This is a genomic window from Salinibacterium sp. SWN248 (assembly GCF_015864575.1).
In the GTDB taxonomy this organism is placed as follows: Bacteria; Actinomycetota; Actinomycetes; order Actinomycetales; family Microbacteriaceae; genus Rhodoglobus.
Genome location: NZ_JADYWW010000001.1, coordinates 1,608,381 through 1,624,290 on the forward strand (window position 1 = coordinate 1,608,381; position 15,910 = coordinate 1,624,290).

Annotated in this window: 12 protein-coding genes; 8 read left to right on the forward strand and 4 right to left on the reverse strand. The window is 59.9% G+C overall.

Annotated elements, in window-relative coordinates:
• Positions 1-37 precede the first annotated feature (37 nt).
• The gene (gene map, locus I6E73_RS07705; RefSeq protein WP_197124354.1) at positions 38-904 is read right to left on the reverse strand and encodes a type I methionyl aminopeptidase; all 867 of its coding nucleotides are present in this window, start codon (positions 902-904) and stop codon (positions 38-40) included.
• A gap of 49 nt (positions 905-953) precedes the next feature.
• On the opposite strand from map, the gene I6E73_RS07710 reads away from it, so the two are divergent.
• Positions 954-1,121 (forward strand): methionine aminopeptidase, encoded by a 168-nt coding sequence (locus I6E73_RS07710; protein WP_197105765.1) that lies wholly within the window; start codon positions 954-956, stop codon positions 1,119-1,121.
• A 42-nt stretch (positions 1,122-1,163) separates the two neighbouring features.
• Here I6E73_RS07710 and panB read toward each other — a convergent pair whose 3' ends face one another.
• Positions 1,164-1,994, reverse strand: a complete 831-nt coding sequence (panB, locus tag I6E73_RS07715; RefSeq protein WP_197124356.1) for a 3-methyl-2-oxobutanoate hydroxymethyltransferase — start codon at positions 1,992-1,994, stop codon at positions 1,164-1,166.
• Positions 1,995-2,145: 151 nt separating this feature from the next.
• On the opposite strand from panB, the gene I6E73_RS07720 reads away from it, so the two are divergent.
• The 5 genes from I6E73_RS07720 (at position 2,146) to I6E73_RS07740 (ending at position 11,391) form a co-directional block, all read left to right on the forward strand.
• Positions 2,146-3,483 (forward strand): glutamine synthetase family protein, encoded by a 1,338-nt coding sequence (locus tag I6E73_RS07720; RefSeq protein WP_197105763.1) that lies wholly within the window; start codon positions 2,146-2,148, stop codon positions 3,481-3,483.
• Between the two features lie 13 nt (positions 3,484-3,496).
• Positions 3,497-6,430, forward strand: coding sequence for a bifunctional [glutamine synthetase] adenylyltransferase/[glutamine synthetase]-adenylyl-L-tyrosine phosphorylase (locus I6E73_RS07725; protein WP_197124358.1), 2,934 nt, complete (start codon positions 3,497-3,499; stop codon positions 6,428-6,430).
• A 546-nt stretch (positions 6,431-6,976) separates the two neighbouring features.
• Positions 6,977-8,470, forward strand: a complete 1,494-nt coding sequence (locus I6E73_RS07730; RefSeq protein WP_197105761.1) for a glycosyltransferase family 2 protein — start codon at positions 6,977-6,979, stop codon at positions 8,468-8,470.
• Positions 8,454-9,920: a glycoside hydrolase family 26 protein gene (locus tag I6E73_RS07735; protein WP_197124360.1), complete on the forward strand. Its 1,467-nt coding sequence runs from the start codon at positions 8,454-8,456 to the stop codon at positions 9,918-9,920. Before I6E73_RS07730 ends, I6E73_RS07735 begins: the two co-directional genes overlap by 17 nt.
• A 22-nt stretch (positions 9,921-9,942) precedes the next feature.
• On the forward strand, positions 9,943-11,391 hold the full coding sequence (locus I6E73_RS07740; protein ID WP_197124362.1) for a UDP-glucose/GDP-mannose dehydrogenase family protein: 1,449 nt from the start codon (positions 9,943-9,945) through the stop codon (positions 11,389-11,391).
• A gap of 71 nt (positions 11,392-11,462) precedes the next feature.
• On the opposite strand, the gene glnA is transcribed toward I6E73_RS07740, so the two are convergent.
• The gene (glnA, locus tag I6E73_RS07745; RefSeq protein ID WP_197124364.1) at positions 11,463-12,899 is read right to left on the reverse strand and encodes a type I glutamate--ammonia ligase; all 1,437 of its coding nucleotides are present in this window, start codon (positions 12,897-12,899) and stop codon (positions 11,463-11,465) included.
• A gap of 137 nt (positions 12,900-13,036) precedes the next feature.
• On the opposite strand from glnA, the gene I6E73_RS07750 reads away from it, so the two are divergent.
• A complete protein-coding gene (locus tag I6E73_RS07750) occupies positions 13,037-13,441 on the forward strand; it encodes an RDD family protein (RefSeq protein ID WP_197124366.1) in 405 nt (134 codons plus the stop codon).
• Between the two features lie 77 nt (positions 13,442-13,518).
• On the opposite strand, the gene I6E73_RS07755 is transcribed toward I6E73_RS07750, so the two are convergent.
• On the reverse strand, positions 13,519-14,244 hold the full coding sequence (locus tag I6E73_RS07755) for a DUF4191 domain-containing protein (protein ID WP_197105756.1): 726 nt from the start codon (positions 14,242-14,244) through the stop codon (positions 13,519-13,521).
• Between the two features lie 177 nt (positions 14,245-14,421).
• Here I6E73_RS07755 and I6E73_RS07760 point away from each other — a divergent pair, with 177 nt between their 5' ends.
• Entirely contained in the window at positions 14,422-15,900 is a 1,479-nt protein-coding gene (locus I6E73_RS07760) for a hypothetical protein (RefSeq protein ID WP_197124368.1), read from the forward strand.
• The last annotated feature ends 10 nt before the right edge of the window (positions 15,901-15,910 follow it).

Consider the following 15,910-nt stretch of genomic DNA (forward strand, 5'->3'; position numbering starts at 1 on the left):
CTGTCCTCTTTCGCGTGGTTAGGGGAGCGTCAGATTATTACGCGAGAGTCAAAATGTCGGTGCCACGTTCGGTGACAACCATGGTGTGCTCGAATTGTGCGGTCAGGCTCTTGTCGCGAGTGGTGACGGTCCAGTCATCGGCCCACAAATCCCAATCGTGGGTTCCGAGAGTCAGCATGGGTTCGATTGTGAAGACCATTCCCACCTCGATGACGTCGTCGAACTGCGGTGCAGAGTCGTAGTGAGGGATGATGAGGCCGGTGTGAAAAGCGCGGCCAACGCCGTGTCCGGTGAAGTCGCGAACCACGCCGTAGCCAAAGCGCTTTGCGTAGGACTCAATCGCCCGGCCGATCACGTTGACCTGACGCCCAGGGGCTACGGCCTTGATGCCCCGGTTAAGCGCTTCTTGCGTGCGTTCAACGAGATTGCGAGCGTCGTCAGAAACGTTGCCGACGAGGAAGGTCTTATTGAGGTCACCGTGCATGCCGTCTTTGTAGGCGGTGATGTCGATGTTGATGATGTCGCCATCGTTGAGCACCGTGTCATCCGGAATGCCGTGACAAATTACTTCATTGATGCTCGTGCAACACGACTTCGGGAAGCCACGGTAGCCCAGCGTTGACGGGTAGGCACCGCGGGACACCATGTACTCGTGCGCGATCTGATCGAGGTGTGCGGTAGTGACTCCGGGGGCAACCGCCGCACCAACTGCTTCGACGGCGCCGGCGGCAATGGTGCCTGCGGCACGGATGCGGTCTACTTCTTCAGCCGTGTAAACATCTGAACCGGTGAAGGTGCGCGGCGCCTTCTTGCCCACGTATTCGGGGCGGGTAATAGCCGAGGGGACGGCAAGTTGGGGTGGGATTACTCCCGGAACGAGGTGACCAGAATTATTCCGAGGCATTTCAGCAGTCTAACCGCGTAGCCTTGCTCTCGACGAAGGGACGAACCGCATGGAGCAATGGTGGTACAACCACAAGACCGGCGAAGTCGAAGAAGGACCGCAGTCGCTAGCCGTAGATCGTGATGGCCCATTCGATACTCGGGCTCAAGCCGAACACGCCCCGCAAATCATTGCGGAGCGCGCACGCAAGTGGGCAAGCGAAGATTCTGAAGACTAGACGCTCGGAGCACTCACGGGCCGTTCCCGGCCGAGGAGACTCCTAGTAGGAGTGCTCCTCTGTCGGGTACGTACCCGCGGCCACATCGGCGCGGTACTGGTCGACAGCGCCCGCGAGCGTTGCGCGCAAATCGGCGTACTGCTTAACGAACTTCGGGATGCGTCCCTTGGTGAGGCCCGCCCAGTCAGTCCAGACCAGAAGCTGCCCATCAACGTGAGGGCCGGCACCGACACCGATTGTCGGAATCGACAGTGCTTCGGTGATCTTGGCTGCGGCATCCGCGGGAACCATCTCGAGCACGACGGCAAACGCGCCAGCCTCTTGAACGGCGAGAGCGTCGGCGAGCAATTGCTCAAACCCTTCTCCGCGACCCTGAATAACGTGGCCGCCGAGACCGTGCTCGCTCTGGGGAGTGAACCCGATGTGAGCCATCAACGGGATGCCGGCATCCACGATGCGTCGGATCTGTTCGGCGCTGCGCACACCGCCTTCAAGCTTCACGGCGTGTGCCCCGGTCTCTTTCATGAAGCGGAACGCGGTATGAAGCGCCTCCTCGGAACCTGTTTCGTAGGATCCGAAGGGCATATCCGCCACGACAAAAGCGCGCGTAACAGCGCCGGCGACGGCGCGCGTCAGGGGGATCAGGTCATCGATGCTCACCGGCAGAGTGGTGTCGTAGCCATAGACATTGTTGCCAGCGGAGTCGCCGACCAGCAGGAAGTCGATGCCGGATTCGTCGAAGATTCCGGCAGTCAGTTGGTCGTAACTGGTGAGCCCAACGATCTTGATTCCGTTCTCTTTCGCCGTCTGAAAATGGCGAGTGCGAACTCGTTTGAGCTTGGCTTGGGCTTCAGCGGCGGCAGAGTCAGTCATAGCCGCCAGTCTAACGACACCGGCGCAGAGTTCAATTGGGCTACCACGGCGGCGAGTGCGCTGCAGAGATGGCCTAGAGCAAGTACCCTTAGAGCGGCAGAATCGATGTCGCAATCTCGCGGCAAAGCACGGATCGAGGGACTATATGTCAATGGACAAGCAGCGCGATTTCGTTCTTCGCACAATTGAAGAACGTGGCATCAAATTCGTTCGACTCTGGTTCACAGATGTTGTGGGAACGCTCAAGAGCGTTGCTGTTGCGCCCGCCGAGATCGAGGGTGCATTCGCTGAGGGTCTTGGCTTCGACGGTTCTGCCATTGAAGGGTTCACGCGCGCCTATGAAGCAGACATGCTCGCGCATCCCGATCCCACCACTTTTCAGATCTTGCCGTGGCGTGGAGAGATCGACCCCACCGCACGCATGTTCTGCGACATCACGACGCCTGATGGCCAGCCCGCAGCATCCGACCCTCGTAACGTGCTCAAGCGCACGCTCGAGAAGGCAGCTGAACGTGGCTTCACGTTCTACACGCATCCCGAAATCGAGTTCTACCTTCTCAAGTCGAGCAAGCTTAAGAATGGCAGCCCGCAGCCGGTAGATTCCGCTGGTTTCTTTGACAACGTTCCCGGCGGCACGGCACACGACTTCCGTCGCCGTTCGGTGCGGATGCTCGAAGACCTCGGCATCTCGGTAGAGTTCAGCCACCACGAGTCCGGCCCCGGCCAAAACGAGATCGACCTTCGTTACGCCGACGCACTCACCACTGCAGACAACATCATGACGTTCCGCACTGTCATCAAAGAAGTTGCCATTGAGCAGGGCGTGTACGCCACGTTCATGCCGAAGCCGATGTCTGGCCAGCCAGGCTCGGGAATGCACACCCACATGTCGCTCTTCGAGGGCGACCAGAATGCGTTCTACGACGCCAGCGGGCACTACCAGCTGTCGAAGGTTGGCCGCCAGTTCATGGCCGGCATTCTCAAGCACGCTCCGGAGATCACGGCTGTCACTAACCAGTTCGTCAACTCCTACAAGCGCTTGTGGGGCGGAGACGAAGCTCCGAGCTTCGTCACGTGGGGGCACAACAATCGTTCGGCTCTCGTACGAGTTCCGCTGTACAAGCCCGGCAAGGGCCAGAGCGCGCGCATCGAATACCGTGCTCTCGACTCGGCAGCAAACCCCTACTTGGCTTACTCGCTGTTGCTCGCCGCTGGGCTTAAGGGCATCGAAGAGGGCTACGAGCTTCCGCTCGAAGCCGAGGATGCCGTTGGCGACCTGTCCGAGCACGAACGCCGTGCCTTGGGTTACGAACAGCTTCCGTCGAACCTGAACCATGCGCTGAGCATTATGGAAAACTCCGAGCTCGTCGCAGAGACGCTCGGGGAGCAGGTGTTCAACTTCGTGCTGCTCAACAAGCGTCGCGAATGGAAGGCGTACCGCGCTCAGGTCACTCCCTACGAATTGGAGAGCAGCCTAGAGATCCTCTAGACCCTCCGTCACCATGTCGTCGCCGCCATACACTCTGACCGAACTCGCCAAGCTGGGTTTCTTGGAACTCAGCGAGGCCCGAGAGCGTCTTGTGGCGCTCGACCGTCCCGAAGTGCCCGCAGCGTTATTCGCGCGCGCAGCAGACCCCGATCAGGCTCTTCGGCTGCTCGTGGAACTCTCCGAGGGCTCACCGCAGCAACTCACGCCAGTGCTGGCCAACGACGAGGCCGCAGTGCGACTGGTTCGAGTCCTTGGCGCGTCTTCGGGGCTTGGCGACTTCTTTGTGCGGCATCCGCAAGAACTCGACGCGATGTGTTCGCCCATTGCGCAGCCCTACTCGCCCGAGGAATACGTTGAGCTTCTCACCGAAGTCACCAACGACCTCGAGGGCGAAGACGCGTGGGTTGCCTTGCGGGTGCGCTATCGGCGAGAGCTCGCGAAGCTGACCGCCTGGGATCTCGCGCAGGAAGACCCTCTTGCTGCTGTTGACCGTGTGGCAATGGCGTTGGCTGACCTAGCCGGTGCCGCGCTGGAAGCCTCACTGTCTGTGGCACGCCGATCGGTGAACTTTCCAGAAGCTGACATCGCCGCTACCCGGATTGCCATCATTGGTATGGGCAAGGCCGGCGCCCGTGAACTGAACTACGTGTCGGATGTCGACGTCATTTTCGTCACTGAACCCGACGGTATTAGCGCCGACCGTGCGGTCACGATCGCTACCCCTTTGGCGGTGCAGACGATCCGCGGCATCCAAGACCTCACGGTGGAACCCGCACTGTGGGAGGTCGACACCAACCTTCGCCCCGAGGGCAAAGACGGTGCCCTTGTGCGCACGCTTGAATCGCATCTTGCCTATTACGATCGCTGGGCAGAGAGCTGGGAGTTCCAAGCACTTCTGAAGGCTCGCCCTCTTGCGGGCGACTGGGAACTCGGTGGTCGCTACATTGAGGGCGTTTCCCCGCTCGTGTGGTCCAGTGCGTCTCGTGAGAACTTCGTGGCCTCAGTGCAGAGGATGCGCGAGCGTGTCACCGAGAACATCCCACCGCAGGAACGCGATGTGCAACTCAAGCTCGGCCCGGGTGGACTTCGCGATATTGAGTTCACGGTTCAGCTGCTGCAGCTCGTTCACGGACAAAGTGACGAAGGGGTGCGTCAAACGTCCAGCCTGCGCGCTCTCATTGCTCTCGCCGAACACGGTTATATCGGCCGCACTGAAGCTGGCGAGTTCGCTCGGGACTACCGCTTTCTCCGGCTGCTGGAACACCGCATCCAGCTGTCGAGACTTCGCCGCACCCACCTCATGCCGCGAGATCAAGATGACCTGCGCGTACTCGCTCGTGCGACGGGCATTGCGACAAGCGCGAAAGATCTCACGGAGCAGTGGCAGCGCACCAAGATTGCCGTGCGCAGACTTCATGAGCGCCTGTTTTATCGCCCGTTGCTCTCGGCCGTGGCCGCTTTGCCCGAAGAAGGCCTCGCGCTCTCGAGCGAGCAGGCCGTCGCTCGACTGGCCGCTATCGGCTTCCTCGACCCCAAAGGCGCACTAGCGCACATTGCGGCGCTCACCGGCGGCGTCTCCCGGCGGGCCACTATCCAGAAGGCTCTGCTGCCCGTGATGTTGCAGTGGTTCTCAGATGGAGCCGATCCTGACTACGGCCTCCTCGCGTTCCGCCGGCTCAGCGAAGCACTCGGTGAGGCGTACTGGTTCCTGCGCATGCTTCGCGATTCTTCTGGGGCTGCAGAGCGGCTTACTCATGTGCTCTCGGCATCCAAATACGTGGGTGGGCTCTTCGAGCGCATCCCCGAAGCTGCAGCGTGGCTGGAGCACGACAAAGAACTCAAGCCGCGCTCTCTTGCGGTGTTGCAAGACGAAGCTCGGGCCATTGTCGCCAGACACAAAGGGCACGAGGATGCCGCGGCCAAGGCGTTGCGCACAGCCCGTCGCCGCGAGATCTTACGCTTGGCCATCGGCTCGATCGTCGGAATGACCACGATTCAAGAGCTGGGCCGCGGGCTCAGCGACGTTACAACGATGATGCTCGAAGGAGCGTTGGCGATTCTCCGGCCAGAACCTGACGGAATCGAGTTCGGGATTATCGCCATGGGGCGTTTTGGGGGAGCCGAAGCAGGTTTCGGTTCCGATACCGATGTCATGTATGTCTACCGGGCGACGGACGGTACTAACGAAGAGGCTGCCAAACGAGCCGACAAGCTCGCCAAGGGGCTCACTCGCATCACTGAGGACGTCAAGCTTCCGCTCGATCTCGACCTCGACCTTCGACCCGAAGGCAAGAATGGGGCCATCGTGCGCTCCCTCGAATCGTATGCGGCCTATTACGCCCGCTGGTCGCTCACCTGGGAAGCTCAGGCGCTCTTGCGCGCCCGTGGCGTTGCCGGCGACGCCGCGCTGCTCACTGATTTCGAAGCACTCGCGAACCGCGTTCGCTACCCCTCCCTGATTTCGCCGCAGGACGTGCGTGAAGTCAAAAGAATTAAGGCTCGCGTGGAGTCTGAACGTCTTCCGCAGGCCGCGGATCCGTCCCGCCACCTCAAACTAGGCCGCGGTTCGCTCAGCGACGTCGAATGGTTCGTGCAGCTCTTGCAGCTTCAGCACGGAGCTACGGTCGAAGGTTTGCGCACAACCTCAACACTCGATGCCTTGAATGCGGCTGTCGCCGAGAAGCTCGTGACAGCCTCCGACGCGGCTCGCCTGCGTGAAGCGTGGGTTCTCGCCTCCCGCGCACGTTCGGCTATCACCCTGTGGACCTCAAAGACCTCGGATGTCTTACCCACGGATCGACTTCAACTCGAGGGTGTTGCCCGCATGCTCGAATATCCACCGGGCTCAGCGAGCAAGCTCGAAGAGGACTATTTGCGCGCCACGCGTCGCGCTCGACGCGTCTTTGAGCGCCGTTTTTATGGCGTCGCTAATGTGCCGAGGTCGTAAGACTCGAGGCAAAGTCTGGCTGCTTCTGCCATCGGTTCGGGTTGCCCTGAAACCGCTCCGAATGTTACGGGCATGTTAAACTTGTAACCACTTATGGTGCCAACGAGCGTCCCCCGGGGGCCTGAAAATCGTGTACCCCATTGTGGGGCAGCAGGTGGGTGCATCCTCGGCAGCCCCTGCTCCGTGCGCCAGGGGCAGACTACTGGTTCTACCCATAAATGGGGCGTCGAGCTGTGGCCAATAGGGTTCCTGACGTGCACTTTTCCGCCTTCACCCGAGTTCGCTTTCGGCTCCGATTGCGCCGGGATTCGAGCGATTCGTTCCCTCCTGGTGGGGTACAAAATTGTGCACAAAATGCGACAGCCTAAGTGCCGACACTCTTGTCGAACTCCTGACCCGGGGGAGACCACCTGGAGGCGTAATGCGACGAAATACCCGTATTGCGGTGGGCAAATCCATCGGGCAATAATCAAGCAACTCACCGCTGAGAAGCATCCTCAGCGTCGCGGATGATCACCTTTCCCATTCACAATGTCGGGGGCATCCGTGTTCATATTTATTCTGCAACTTCGCCACATGATCGAGGGTCACCCTGAGATCTACATGTTCGCAATCTATTCGTCGCTCATCTGGGCGCTGTGGTTGCTCAAAGTCGTGTTGTCGTCGCGCTACCGTCCGTATACGGGCACGTTCACCGGAACGACGAGCGTAGTAGTGCCCGTGCTCGATGAGCCGGAGGATCTCTTTCGGGATGTGCTCGCCCGCATGGTCGAGCAACAACCGTCTGAGATCATCGTCGTCATCAACGGTGCGCCGAACCCCACGTTGGAACGCATCAGTGAAGAGTTCGCTCCGCTGGTGCGCTGGGTGCACACGCCGATTCCCGGTAAGCGCAATGCCGTGATGATCGGTACGGAGCTGTCGACAGGCGACATCACCGTTCTCGTCGACTCCGACACCGTCTGGACCGACAACACCCTTTCGGAGCTGGTGCGGCCGTTCGCTGATGCGAAGGTCGGCGGCGTCACAACACGTCAGCGCATCCTTGAACCGGAGCGAAGCTGGATCACTCGCTGGGCTGACTGGCTGGAGAACTCGCGAGCTCTCTACTCGATGCCCGCTCAGAGCGTGCTCGGACAGGTCGGTTGCTTACCTGGGCGCACCATTGCGTTCCGTCGCTCGATCATGACGCGCGTCATGGACCGCTTCATGAACGAACGTTTCATGGGCGTATTTCTTGAAGTAAGCGACGATCGCACTCTCACCAACCTTGCTCTTCAAGAGGGTCACCGCACGGTGTACCAGCACACCTCGCTCGTCTATACCGATGCGCCGCTTGAGGTCAAGAAGCTCTACAAGCAGCAACTGCGCTGGGCTCGTGGCAGCCAATACAACACGCTTCGCATGCTGCCGTGGATGCTGGGGCACGCACCAGTACTGGCCGTCTTCTTCCTGATGGACATCATCCTGCCGTTCCTTTTGGCTGGAGTGATCGCTGGTTGGATCTATCGCGCCATCAGCGGACAGGGATACAACTTCTACGAAGGGTTCCTCTCGGAGTATGGCGTTCAAAGCGGAGTGCTTCTCGTGCTCGCGCTCATGGTGGTGTCTTCGGTACTGAGCATGGCGATCCGACAGATTCGGCACCTTTCAGAGAAACCGATGGACTTCTTCCGCTTGCCGGCGTTCATCATCGTGTCCACTGCCTTCCTGATGCCCATCCGCCTTATTGGATTCTTCAGGATGGGGCATGCCAGTGGCTGGGGCACCCGTGCCGGGGCCTATGCCGGAGGCAACTCCAACGACCTCTTGGTCGGACAGCTCGACCACGACAGTGCGACGATCGCCGACCTGGACTTCGAACCAAGCACTGCTACTGGTGCTGTTGCCGTGCTGGAAGCGCCTCCGAGGCGGTCAACACGAGCAGCTGCTCCGGCGGCGCCACAGCGACGCCGGCTCAACCCCAAGGCCGCATGGCCTTACGTGATCGGTTTTTCAATCTTTGCAGTAGAGGCGGTTTCCATTGTTTTCTTCTCGTAGTTCCCATGTCCGAAACGGTGCAGCAGCCTGGTGGGCTGTCAGCAGCAGCCGAACCCGCTGGACGGGAGTCGGCAGTGCCGCGCTCGTGCTCACGCTCGGTGCGACAAGCGCATTCGTCTGGATTTCACCCAGCAGCACGGTAAATCAAGCTCTCAGCACGGCAGCCAAAACGGTTCTCCAAGCGGACACCGTGGCCGAGGAACGCGCTGACTGGGAGGCAGAAAAAGAGAGCCTGCTGTCGGAGATTGATGAACTTGAAGCGTCGATTGGTGTCGCCAAGAACAACCTGAAAGAAACGAATGCCCAATCAGCAGCGATCCAACAAGAGCTCTGGTCTGTTGAAGGAACACTGAAAGCTCTTCAATCCGGTCGAGCCGAAAACGCGACGGTGGCGTCACCGTCGAAGTCGAACACGCCCAATACCTCGTCGGGTCCCGCAGCTATTACTGCCCCGTCAAAGGCCGCGATCGTGAACCCAGCCTCGACGTATCTCGGGCTCTATACCGAACAAGCACCGTTCAACTGGGCGACGTACGACTCGACCGCTACCAAGGTGGGCAGCAACCCGAACGTTGTCGGCTACTTTGGCGGCTGGGATGAGGACTTCCGTGCGAATGCGGTCACGCGTTCGTGGGAGAAGGAAACACTTCCGATTCTTACCTGGGAGTCACGACCAATTGGTTCTGGCAACGATCAGGTAGAAGAGCCTGACTACACGTTGCCGGCTATCATCGGCGATCCTGAAGCGGGCACGCCGGGAACTTTCGATGACTATTTGCATCAATACGCGAAAGACATCGTGGCGACAGGACTACCTCTCGGCATCCGACTGGACCACGAGATGAACGGTGTCTGGTATCCATGGTCCGAGACAGACGGCCAAGGCAATTCGATTAACGAGAACCGCGTTGGTGACTTCGTCTCTATGTGGCAGCACGTCCACGATATCTTCGCCGAGGAGGGGGCCAACGATCTCGTGATCTGGATCTGGGCACCCAACATCATCAATAACCTTCCGGCGACGCATCAATCGTCGGACTTCCTCGACGGGTTGTATCCGGGCGACGAATACGTGGACTGGGTGGGGCTGTCGGGGTACCTTCGCCCCGCTTACAAGCCGGAGAACGACTTCACCTTCAGCTACACGTTTGACGCCAGTTTGAACGAGTTGCGCCGGATCACCAACAAGCCAATCTTCCTGACGGAAATCGGAGCATCCGAGACGGGTGGCCACAAAGCCGGCTGGGTGACCAGTCTCTTCGAATCGCTCGCGAAGCCAGAGAACGACGACATCATCGGGATTTCGTGGTTCAACTTAGCTGTCACGACCTATGTTGAGGGTGAGCGCTCGACCAATGACTGGCGCATCGACTCTCGCGCAGATTCTCTAGCCGCCTTCATCGAGGGCTTGGCGCGACCTGACAGCGATTTCACCCTCACCGCACGCTGAACCGATGAATAAGGAGCACAACATGAACAGCACAGCACCTTCAGCCCAGAACACCATCGGTCAGTATGGAGACGCAGAACGTCCCCGACTGAGCGTCGTCGGCACCGGATATCTTGGTGCGACTCACGCAGCGGCTATGGCAGAAATGGGGTTCGATGTCATCGGCGTCGACACCGATCCGGCCAAAGTAAAGGAGCTCAGCGAAGGAAGGGTTCCCTTCTTCGAACCGGGACTTCCGGAGCTCATCCGCACGCACGTTGCGAGCGGGCGACTGCGGTTCACAACCGACCTTGCTGAGGCTACGGCGAATTCCGACATCCACTTCATCTGTGTCGGTACGCCCCAGCAGCGGGGGAGTAACGCTGCAAACCTAGATTACGTGGAGGAAGCTACGCGGCAGGTCGCCCGCTATCTGACCCACGACGGCCTAATTGTCGGCAAGTCGACCGTACCGGTAGGAACGGGAGCCCGCTTGCGTTCGATCATCGCCGATTCTGCCCCGGCAGAGGTGAACGTTGAGTTGGTGTGGAACCCTGAGTTCCTGCGAGAGGGTAAGGCAGTCGAAGATACGCTGCGCCCCGATCGGATTGTTCTGGGCGGAGTGTCACCGCGTTCTGAAGCAGCAATGCGCGCGGTCTACGCCATTCCCATCGAGACGGGAACCCCCGTGATCGTGTGCGATCTGCCGACCGCGGAGCTCGTCAAAGTGAGCGCGAATGCCTTCTTGGCGACAAAGATCTCCTTCATCAACGCGATCGCCGAAGTGTGTGATGCCTCGGGCGCTGATGTAGCAGTCTTGGCTGACGCACTCGGCCACGACGTGCGCATCGGGCGCCAGTTCCTCAACGCAGGGCTGGGGTTCGGGGGCGGATGCCTTCCCAAGGACATCCGGGCGCTCATCCACCGTTCGAGTGAGCTCGGCGCTACCAAGGCTGCGGCATTGCTGCAGCAGGTCGATGAGATCAACATGTCCCAGCGCTTGCAAGTCATCGGTCTCGCGATCGATGCCTGTGGTGGTTCGGTTCTCAACCGCAGAATCGGCATCCTCGGCGCGGCCTTCAAGCCACTGACTGACGATGTGCGGGATTCTCCAGCGCTCAACGTTGCGGCCGCGCTGCATCTCCGGGGAGCTCAGGTCGTCGTCTACGACCCCGAAGCATCCGAAACGGCTCAGCGGATGTTCCCTACGCTCACCTATGTCGACTCGGTAGACGAAGCTGCCGCGGGATCGGACGCCCTCTTGGTCTTGACGGAGTGGGATGAGTTCAAGGCCAGCGACCCTGTGGCGCTAGGGCAGATTGTCGGCAGCCGCGTCATGATCGATGCCCGCAATTGCCTCGACGCCGCAACGTGGCGTGCAGCTGGTTGGTCGTTCAGCGGGCTAGGGGCGTCGTCGTCACGTGCTCCTGTAATCGATGGCACCGGACTGGACCTGACTCGTCGCACGCCGCAGCTCGTGAGCGCCTACTAAAACACAACCGGGCTAAATAATAAGGGCCGCATCCCGAAGGATGCGGCCCCTATTGTGTGCTGTGTTAGCGCTTAGACGCCGAAGTACAGTTCGTACTCGTACGGGTGCGGGCGCTGTGCGAACGGAAGCAGTTCGTTCGTACGCTTGTAGTCGATCCAGGTTTCGATGAGGTCCTTGGTGAAGACGTTGCCTTCCATCAGGAACTCGTGGTCGGCTTCAAGGGCTACAAGTGCCTCTTCGAGAGAAGCGGGAACCTGAGGAATCAGGCGTGCTTCCTCGGGTGGCAATTCGTAGAGGTCCTTGTCAACGGGCTCGTGCGGCTCAGTCTTGTTCTTGATGCCGTCGAGGCCAGCCATGAGCTGAGCAGCAAACGCGAGGTAAGGGTTACCCGATGCGTCTGGTGCGCGGAACTCGATGCGCTTTGCCTTGGGGTTCGTTCCGGTGATCGGGATACGAATGGAAGCCGAACGGTTTCCAGCCGAGTACACGAGGTTTACGGGAGCTTCGAATCCGGGGATCAGGCGGCGGTACGAGTTGACCGTCGGGTTGGTGAAGGCGAGCACAGCAGGTGCGTGCTTGAGCAGTCCACCGATGTACCAGCGAGCGGTGTCGCTGAGTCCGCCGTAGCCCTTTTCGTCGTAGAACAACGGGGTTCCGTCGTTCCACAGCGACTGGTGCGTGTGCATTCCCGAACCGTTGTCGCCGAAGAGCGGCTTCGGCATGAACGTTGCCGTCTTGCCCCACTCGTTGGCGGTGTTCTTGACGATGTACTTGAACTTGAGGATGTCGTCACCGGCGTGAACGAGGGTGTCGAACTTGTAGTTGATCTCACCCTGGCCTGCAGTACCGACCTCGTGGTGGCTGCGCTCAACCTCGAGTCCAACATCGATGAGCTTCATGACGATGTCGTCACGGATGTCTGCGTGCTGGTCAACGGGGGAGACGGGGAAGTAGCCGCCCTTGAAGGGCGTCTTGTTGGCGAGGTTTCCGCCGGCTTCGGTGCGTCCGCTGTTCCAAGCGCCTTCGCTGGAGTCAACTTCGTAGAAGCTCTTGTTGGCGCTTACTTCGTAGCGAACATCGTCGAAGATGTAGAACTCTGCTTCGGAGGCAAAGAACGCGGTGTCGGCGATCCCGGTCGAAGCGAGATACTTTTCGGCCTTCTTGGCAACCTGGCGCGGGTCGCGAGCGTAGATCTCGCCGTTGCGGGGGTTGTAGATGTCGAAGATGATGATGAGGGTGCGCTCGACGCGGAAAGGGTCCACGTAGGCGGTCGTGACGTCAGGGATCAGCTGGAGATCCGACTCGTGGATCGACTGGAAGCCACGGATCGATGAACCATCGAAGAGCTGGCCGACAGCGAAGAAGTCTTCATCAACTGCGGCGGCGGGGATGTTGAAGTGCTGCTGGATACCGGGGAGGTCGGTAAACCGGATGTCGACGAACTTGACGTCTGTGTCCTTGATAAAATCAAGAACCTCAGACGAATTGGAAAACTTCGGATGAGACATTGAGTGGAACTCCAAGGGGTTCATTTGATGATCGGCTGTCGTTACAACCATCTCTTAGGGTACAGAAGAAGGATTTCGCAGTCATCTCCGAATTGTTTCCGGCATGTTACGGAGCCGCAATTCGTTAGGCTGAACCAGTGAATCAGCATCAAGAAGTTCCCGATGAATGGCCAGGTAAGCGTATTGGGCTCCCAGCGGCAGGCCCGCGTTCGATTGGCCGGCTGGGGCGCAGGCTCATTGCTCTCGCTATTGACTGGGGCTTTGCCGTCGTCGTATCGATAGCGTTTTTCAACTACGACGCGTTCGCGACTCTCGGTGTTTTCGTCGCAGCCCAGATCGTCGTGCTGATCACCACTAACGGAAGTTTCGGTCATCTCATCACTGGAATGCGCGTCGTTCCGCTGGCCGGCGGCTACTTGGGTATTTGGCGTCCCGTCGTGCGCACTCTCCTGATGGCGTTGGTTATCCCCGCTGTTATTTGGGATGGTGATCAGCGAGGCATGCATGATCGCATCGCGGGAACCCTGCTCGTTCGACGCTAACCTCCGGGTTAACGCGACAGAGCCGACGAGCACAGCGGCTCATCGGCTCTGGAAGCGCGAAAGGGTGATGCGGATTGTTAGGCGCGCTGTGAGCGCTGTGCGCGGGCCTTCATGGGGTCGACTCCCTTAGGAATCGGGAGGCCGTTCTTGTCGAGTGACGTCAGCCGGTTGGAGACTGCGAGAATCTCGGGCTTGCGAAGAACGTTCTTGAGACGGCCGAGGGTGGGTGCGAGCTTGTGCAACGCAACGGAGTCCGCGTCGGGTCCGACATAGATGAAGTGCACGGGAACATTGGGCAGGAAGCGATTCATCTTGCGACGCTCATCTTCCAGCATCTTCTGCGTGCGGCTGCGGGGTCCTTCGCCGATGAGTGCGATACCACCCTTGCCGATTGCGCGGTAGACAGCATCCTGCGTCTTAGGGCTGATCGCAACAGGCATTTCACTCGCGGTCCAACCGCGACGCAGCGAACTTTTGAGCACGGCACCGACAGCACCGGGCTGGCCGGCAATTTGCGAGTAGGCGGCGCGTTCTGCGCGGCGTCCCAAAACAATGAGGAACGCGAGAAGGCCAGCCATTACACCGGCAATGATGTAAAGCACAAAGCCGAAAACGTTGTCCCCGGCGAGAAGGAAAGCCAGAACGAGCCCGACCACAATGGGCAAGAGGAAAGCCAAGAGGAAGAACCAGATTGCGAGGTTGTCGTAGCGCCTCGTCATTTGGAAGACCTGGTACATCTGCTTGATGCGACCGGGTTCTTTTTGAGCCTTCGGAGCCTTCGGAGTCTTTTCGCTGCGTGCCATGCATCTAGGATACGGCCTCTGACGCCTCTATGGATTCGAAGTTCTCACGCGAGGCGTCCGTCGGCCCGTGGGAGCACTATTCCGAGTCCTGTCCTGAGTGATTTCGCGCCATGGCGCTTGTCCACATGCGGCTGCTGTCGGCGTCAGCGGGCGCGTGTGAGGCCGAAAGATGGAGCTGTGAATGATGACTCGATAGCTGGCTACCGCACGGTACGCACCCTCGCAGAGGGCTCATCCTCGCGACTTGTTCTCGCGTGCCCGAGCGGTGATGCCGAACGGGACGAAGCCTCGAGCGTGCGGGTGATCAAACGCCTGCTTCCCGACAGCAGAGCGTTCGACTTGCTCGCCGAGATCGAGTGTCTGTCTCTAGTGCAGGGCGCTCACGCCGTCGAACTGGACGATATCGCGGCGGCCCCTGATGGCTCGCCGGCGCTGATTACGCACTGGCGCACCGCGATAACGCTGAGGCGCGTAATGCGTGAACGACAAGCGCTGCGCCCCGGAGAGGTAATCACGATTCTTGCGCCGCTCGCTGCGGCATTGGATCGAGTGCATCGTGCCGGCGTCACTCTCGGAAACCTGACAATGGACGCTGTGCACTTCGATGGCTCCGGAATGCCCTTCTTCGGCGACTTTGGCTCGGCTCGATTGCACGGCAGTATTCCAACACCCGCAGAGCTGTGCGAGGAGCCGGGGTTCCAGGAAGACCGCTCAGCCTATGCCGTCATGGCAAGCGGCGTCATCGCTGCGATGGCGCTGGAGCATGACCTCCGAGCGCCGATCGCGGAGCTGTTGGCTTGGCTGTCCAGCGAGGAGCACATGCGCAGTGCTCAGTGGCAGCGGGAATGTGAACGGCGGCTGTTTGCGCTGGGAGCGCCAGAACCGGTGCGCCTGGGTCCCGTTGAGTCGACGCAGACGTTCGATTCCGTTCAGCTCGCACGGGGTAGCGCGGTGGCACCACATGATCAACCGCGTCCACCACGAACCGAACTCGATTCGGTGGTGGCGCTTCCGGAGTGGCTTCAGGGCAGGGTGGGCGAACTGGTTGCCGCGGCGAAGGATCAGGCTGCGCGCGGCAAGACGATTCTTCGGGACTGGTGTCGCCCGATCAGAAAGCGCACATGGGCTCTCGCTGCAGTCGGTGCGCTCTGTGTGGCGTTGGCGGTTGTTGTCGCGTCTTTTGGCAGCACAGAAGCCCCGGCCGCGGTCGCGTTTGCTGATGGCGATTCGTCGGCAGCAGAGTCTCAACCCGAACGCGAGAACGAGGGGGAGGAGATCGCCGTTGGCTCATCAGAAGAGGGCGCCTCAGAGTCGTGGCGCAACGACCTCCCGGCTGAGCCCAAGGCGGCCCTTGACGCGTTGCTTTCGACTCGAAACGAGTGTCTACGGGATCTGTCGATCGAATGTCTTGAAGCAGTTTCCCGTTCCGATTCACCTGCATTCGCCGCAGATTCTGCCCACATTCACAATGTGTTGAATGGTGCAGAGTTATCTTCCGACGTTCTGTTGACTGCCGCGGATGCCGCAGAGATTCAGCGGCTCGGAGACAGTGTGCTGTTCGAGTTCGCTTCTGCCGATGAAAGCAAACCGGCCTCGCTACTTCTAGTGAAGAGCGAGGCCGGTTGGCGAATCAGGAGCTATACGCTGCCTGAGTGAACTGAGATCA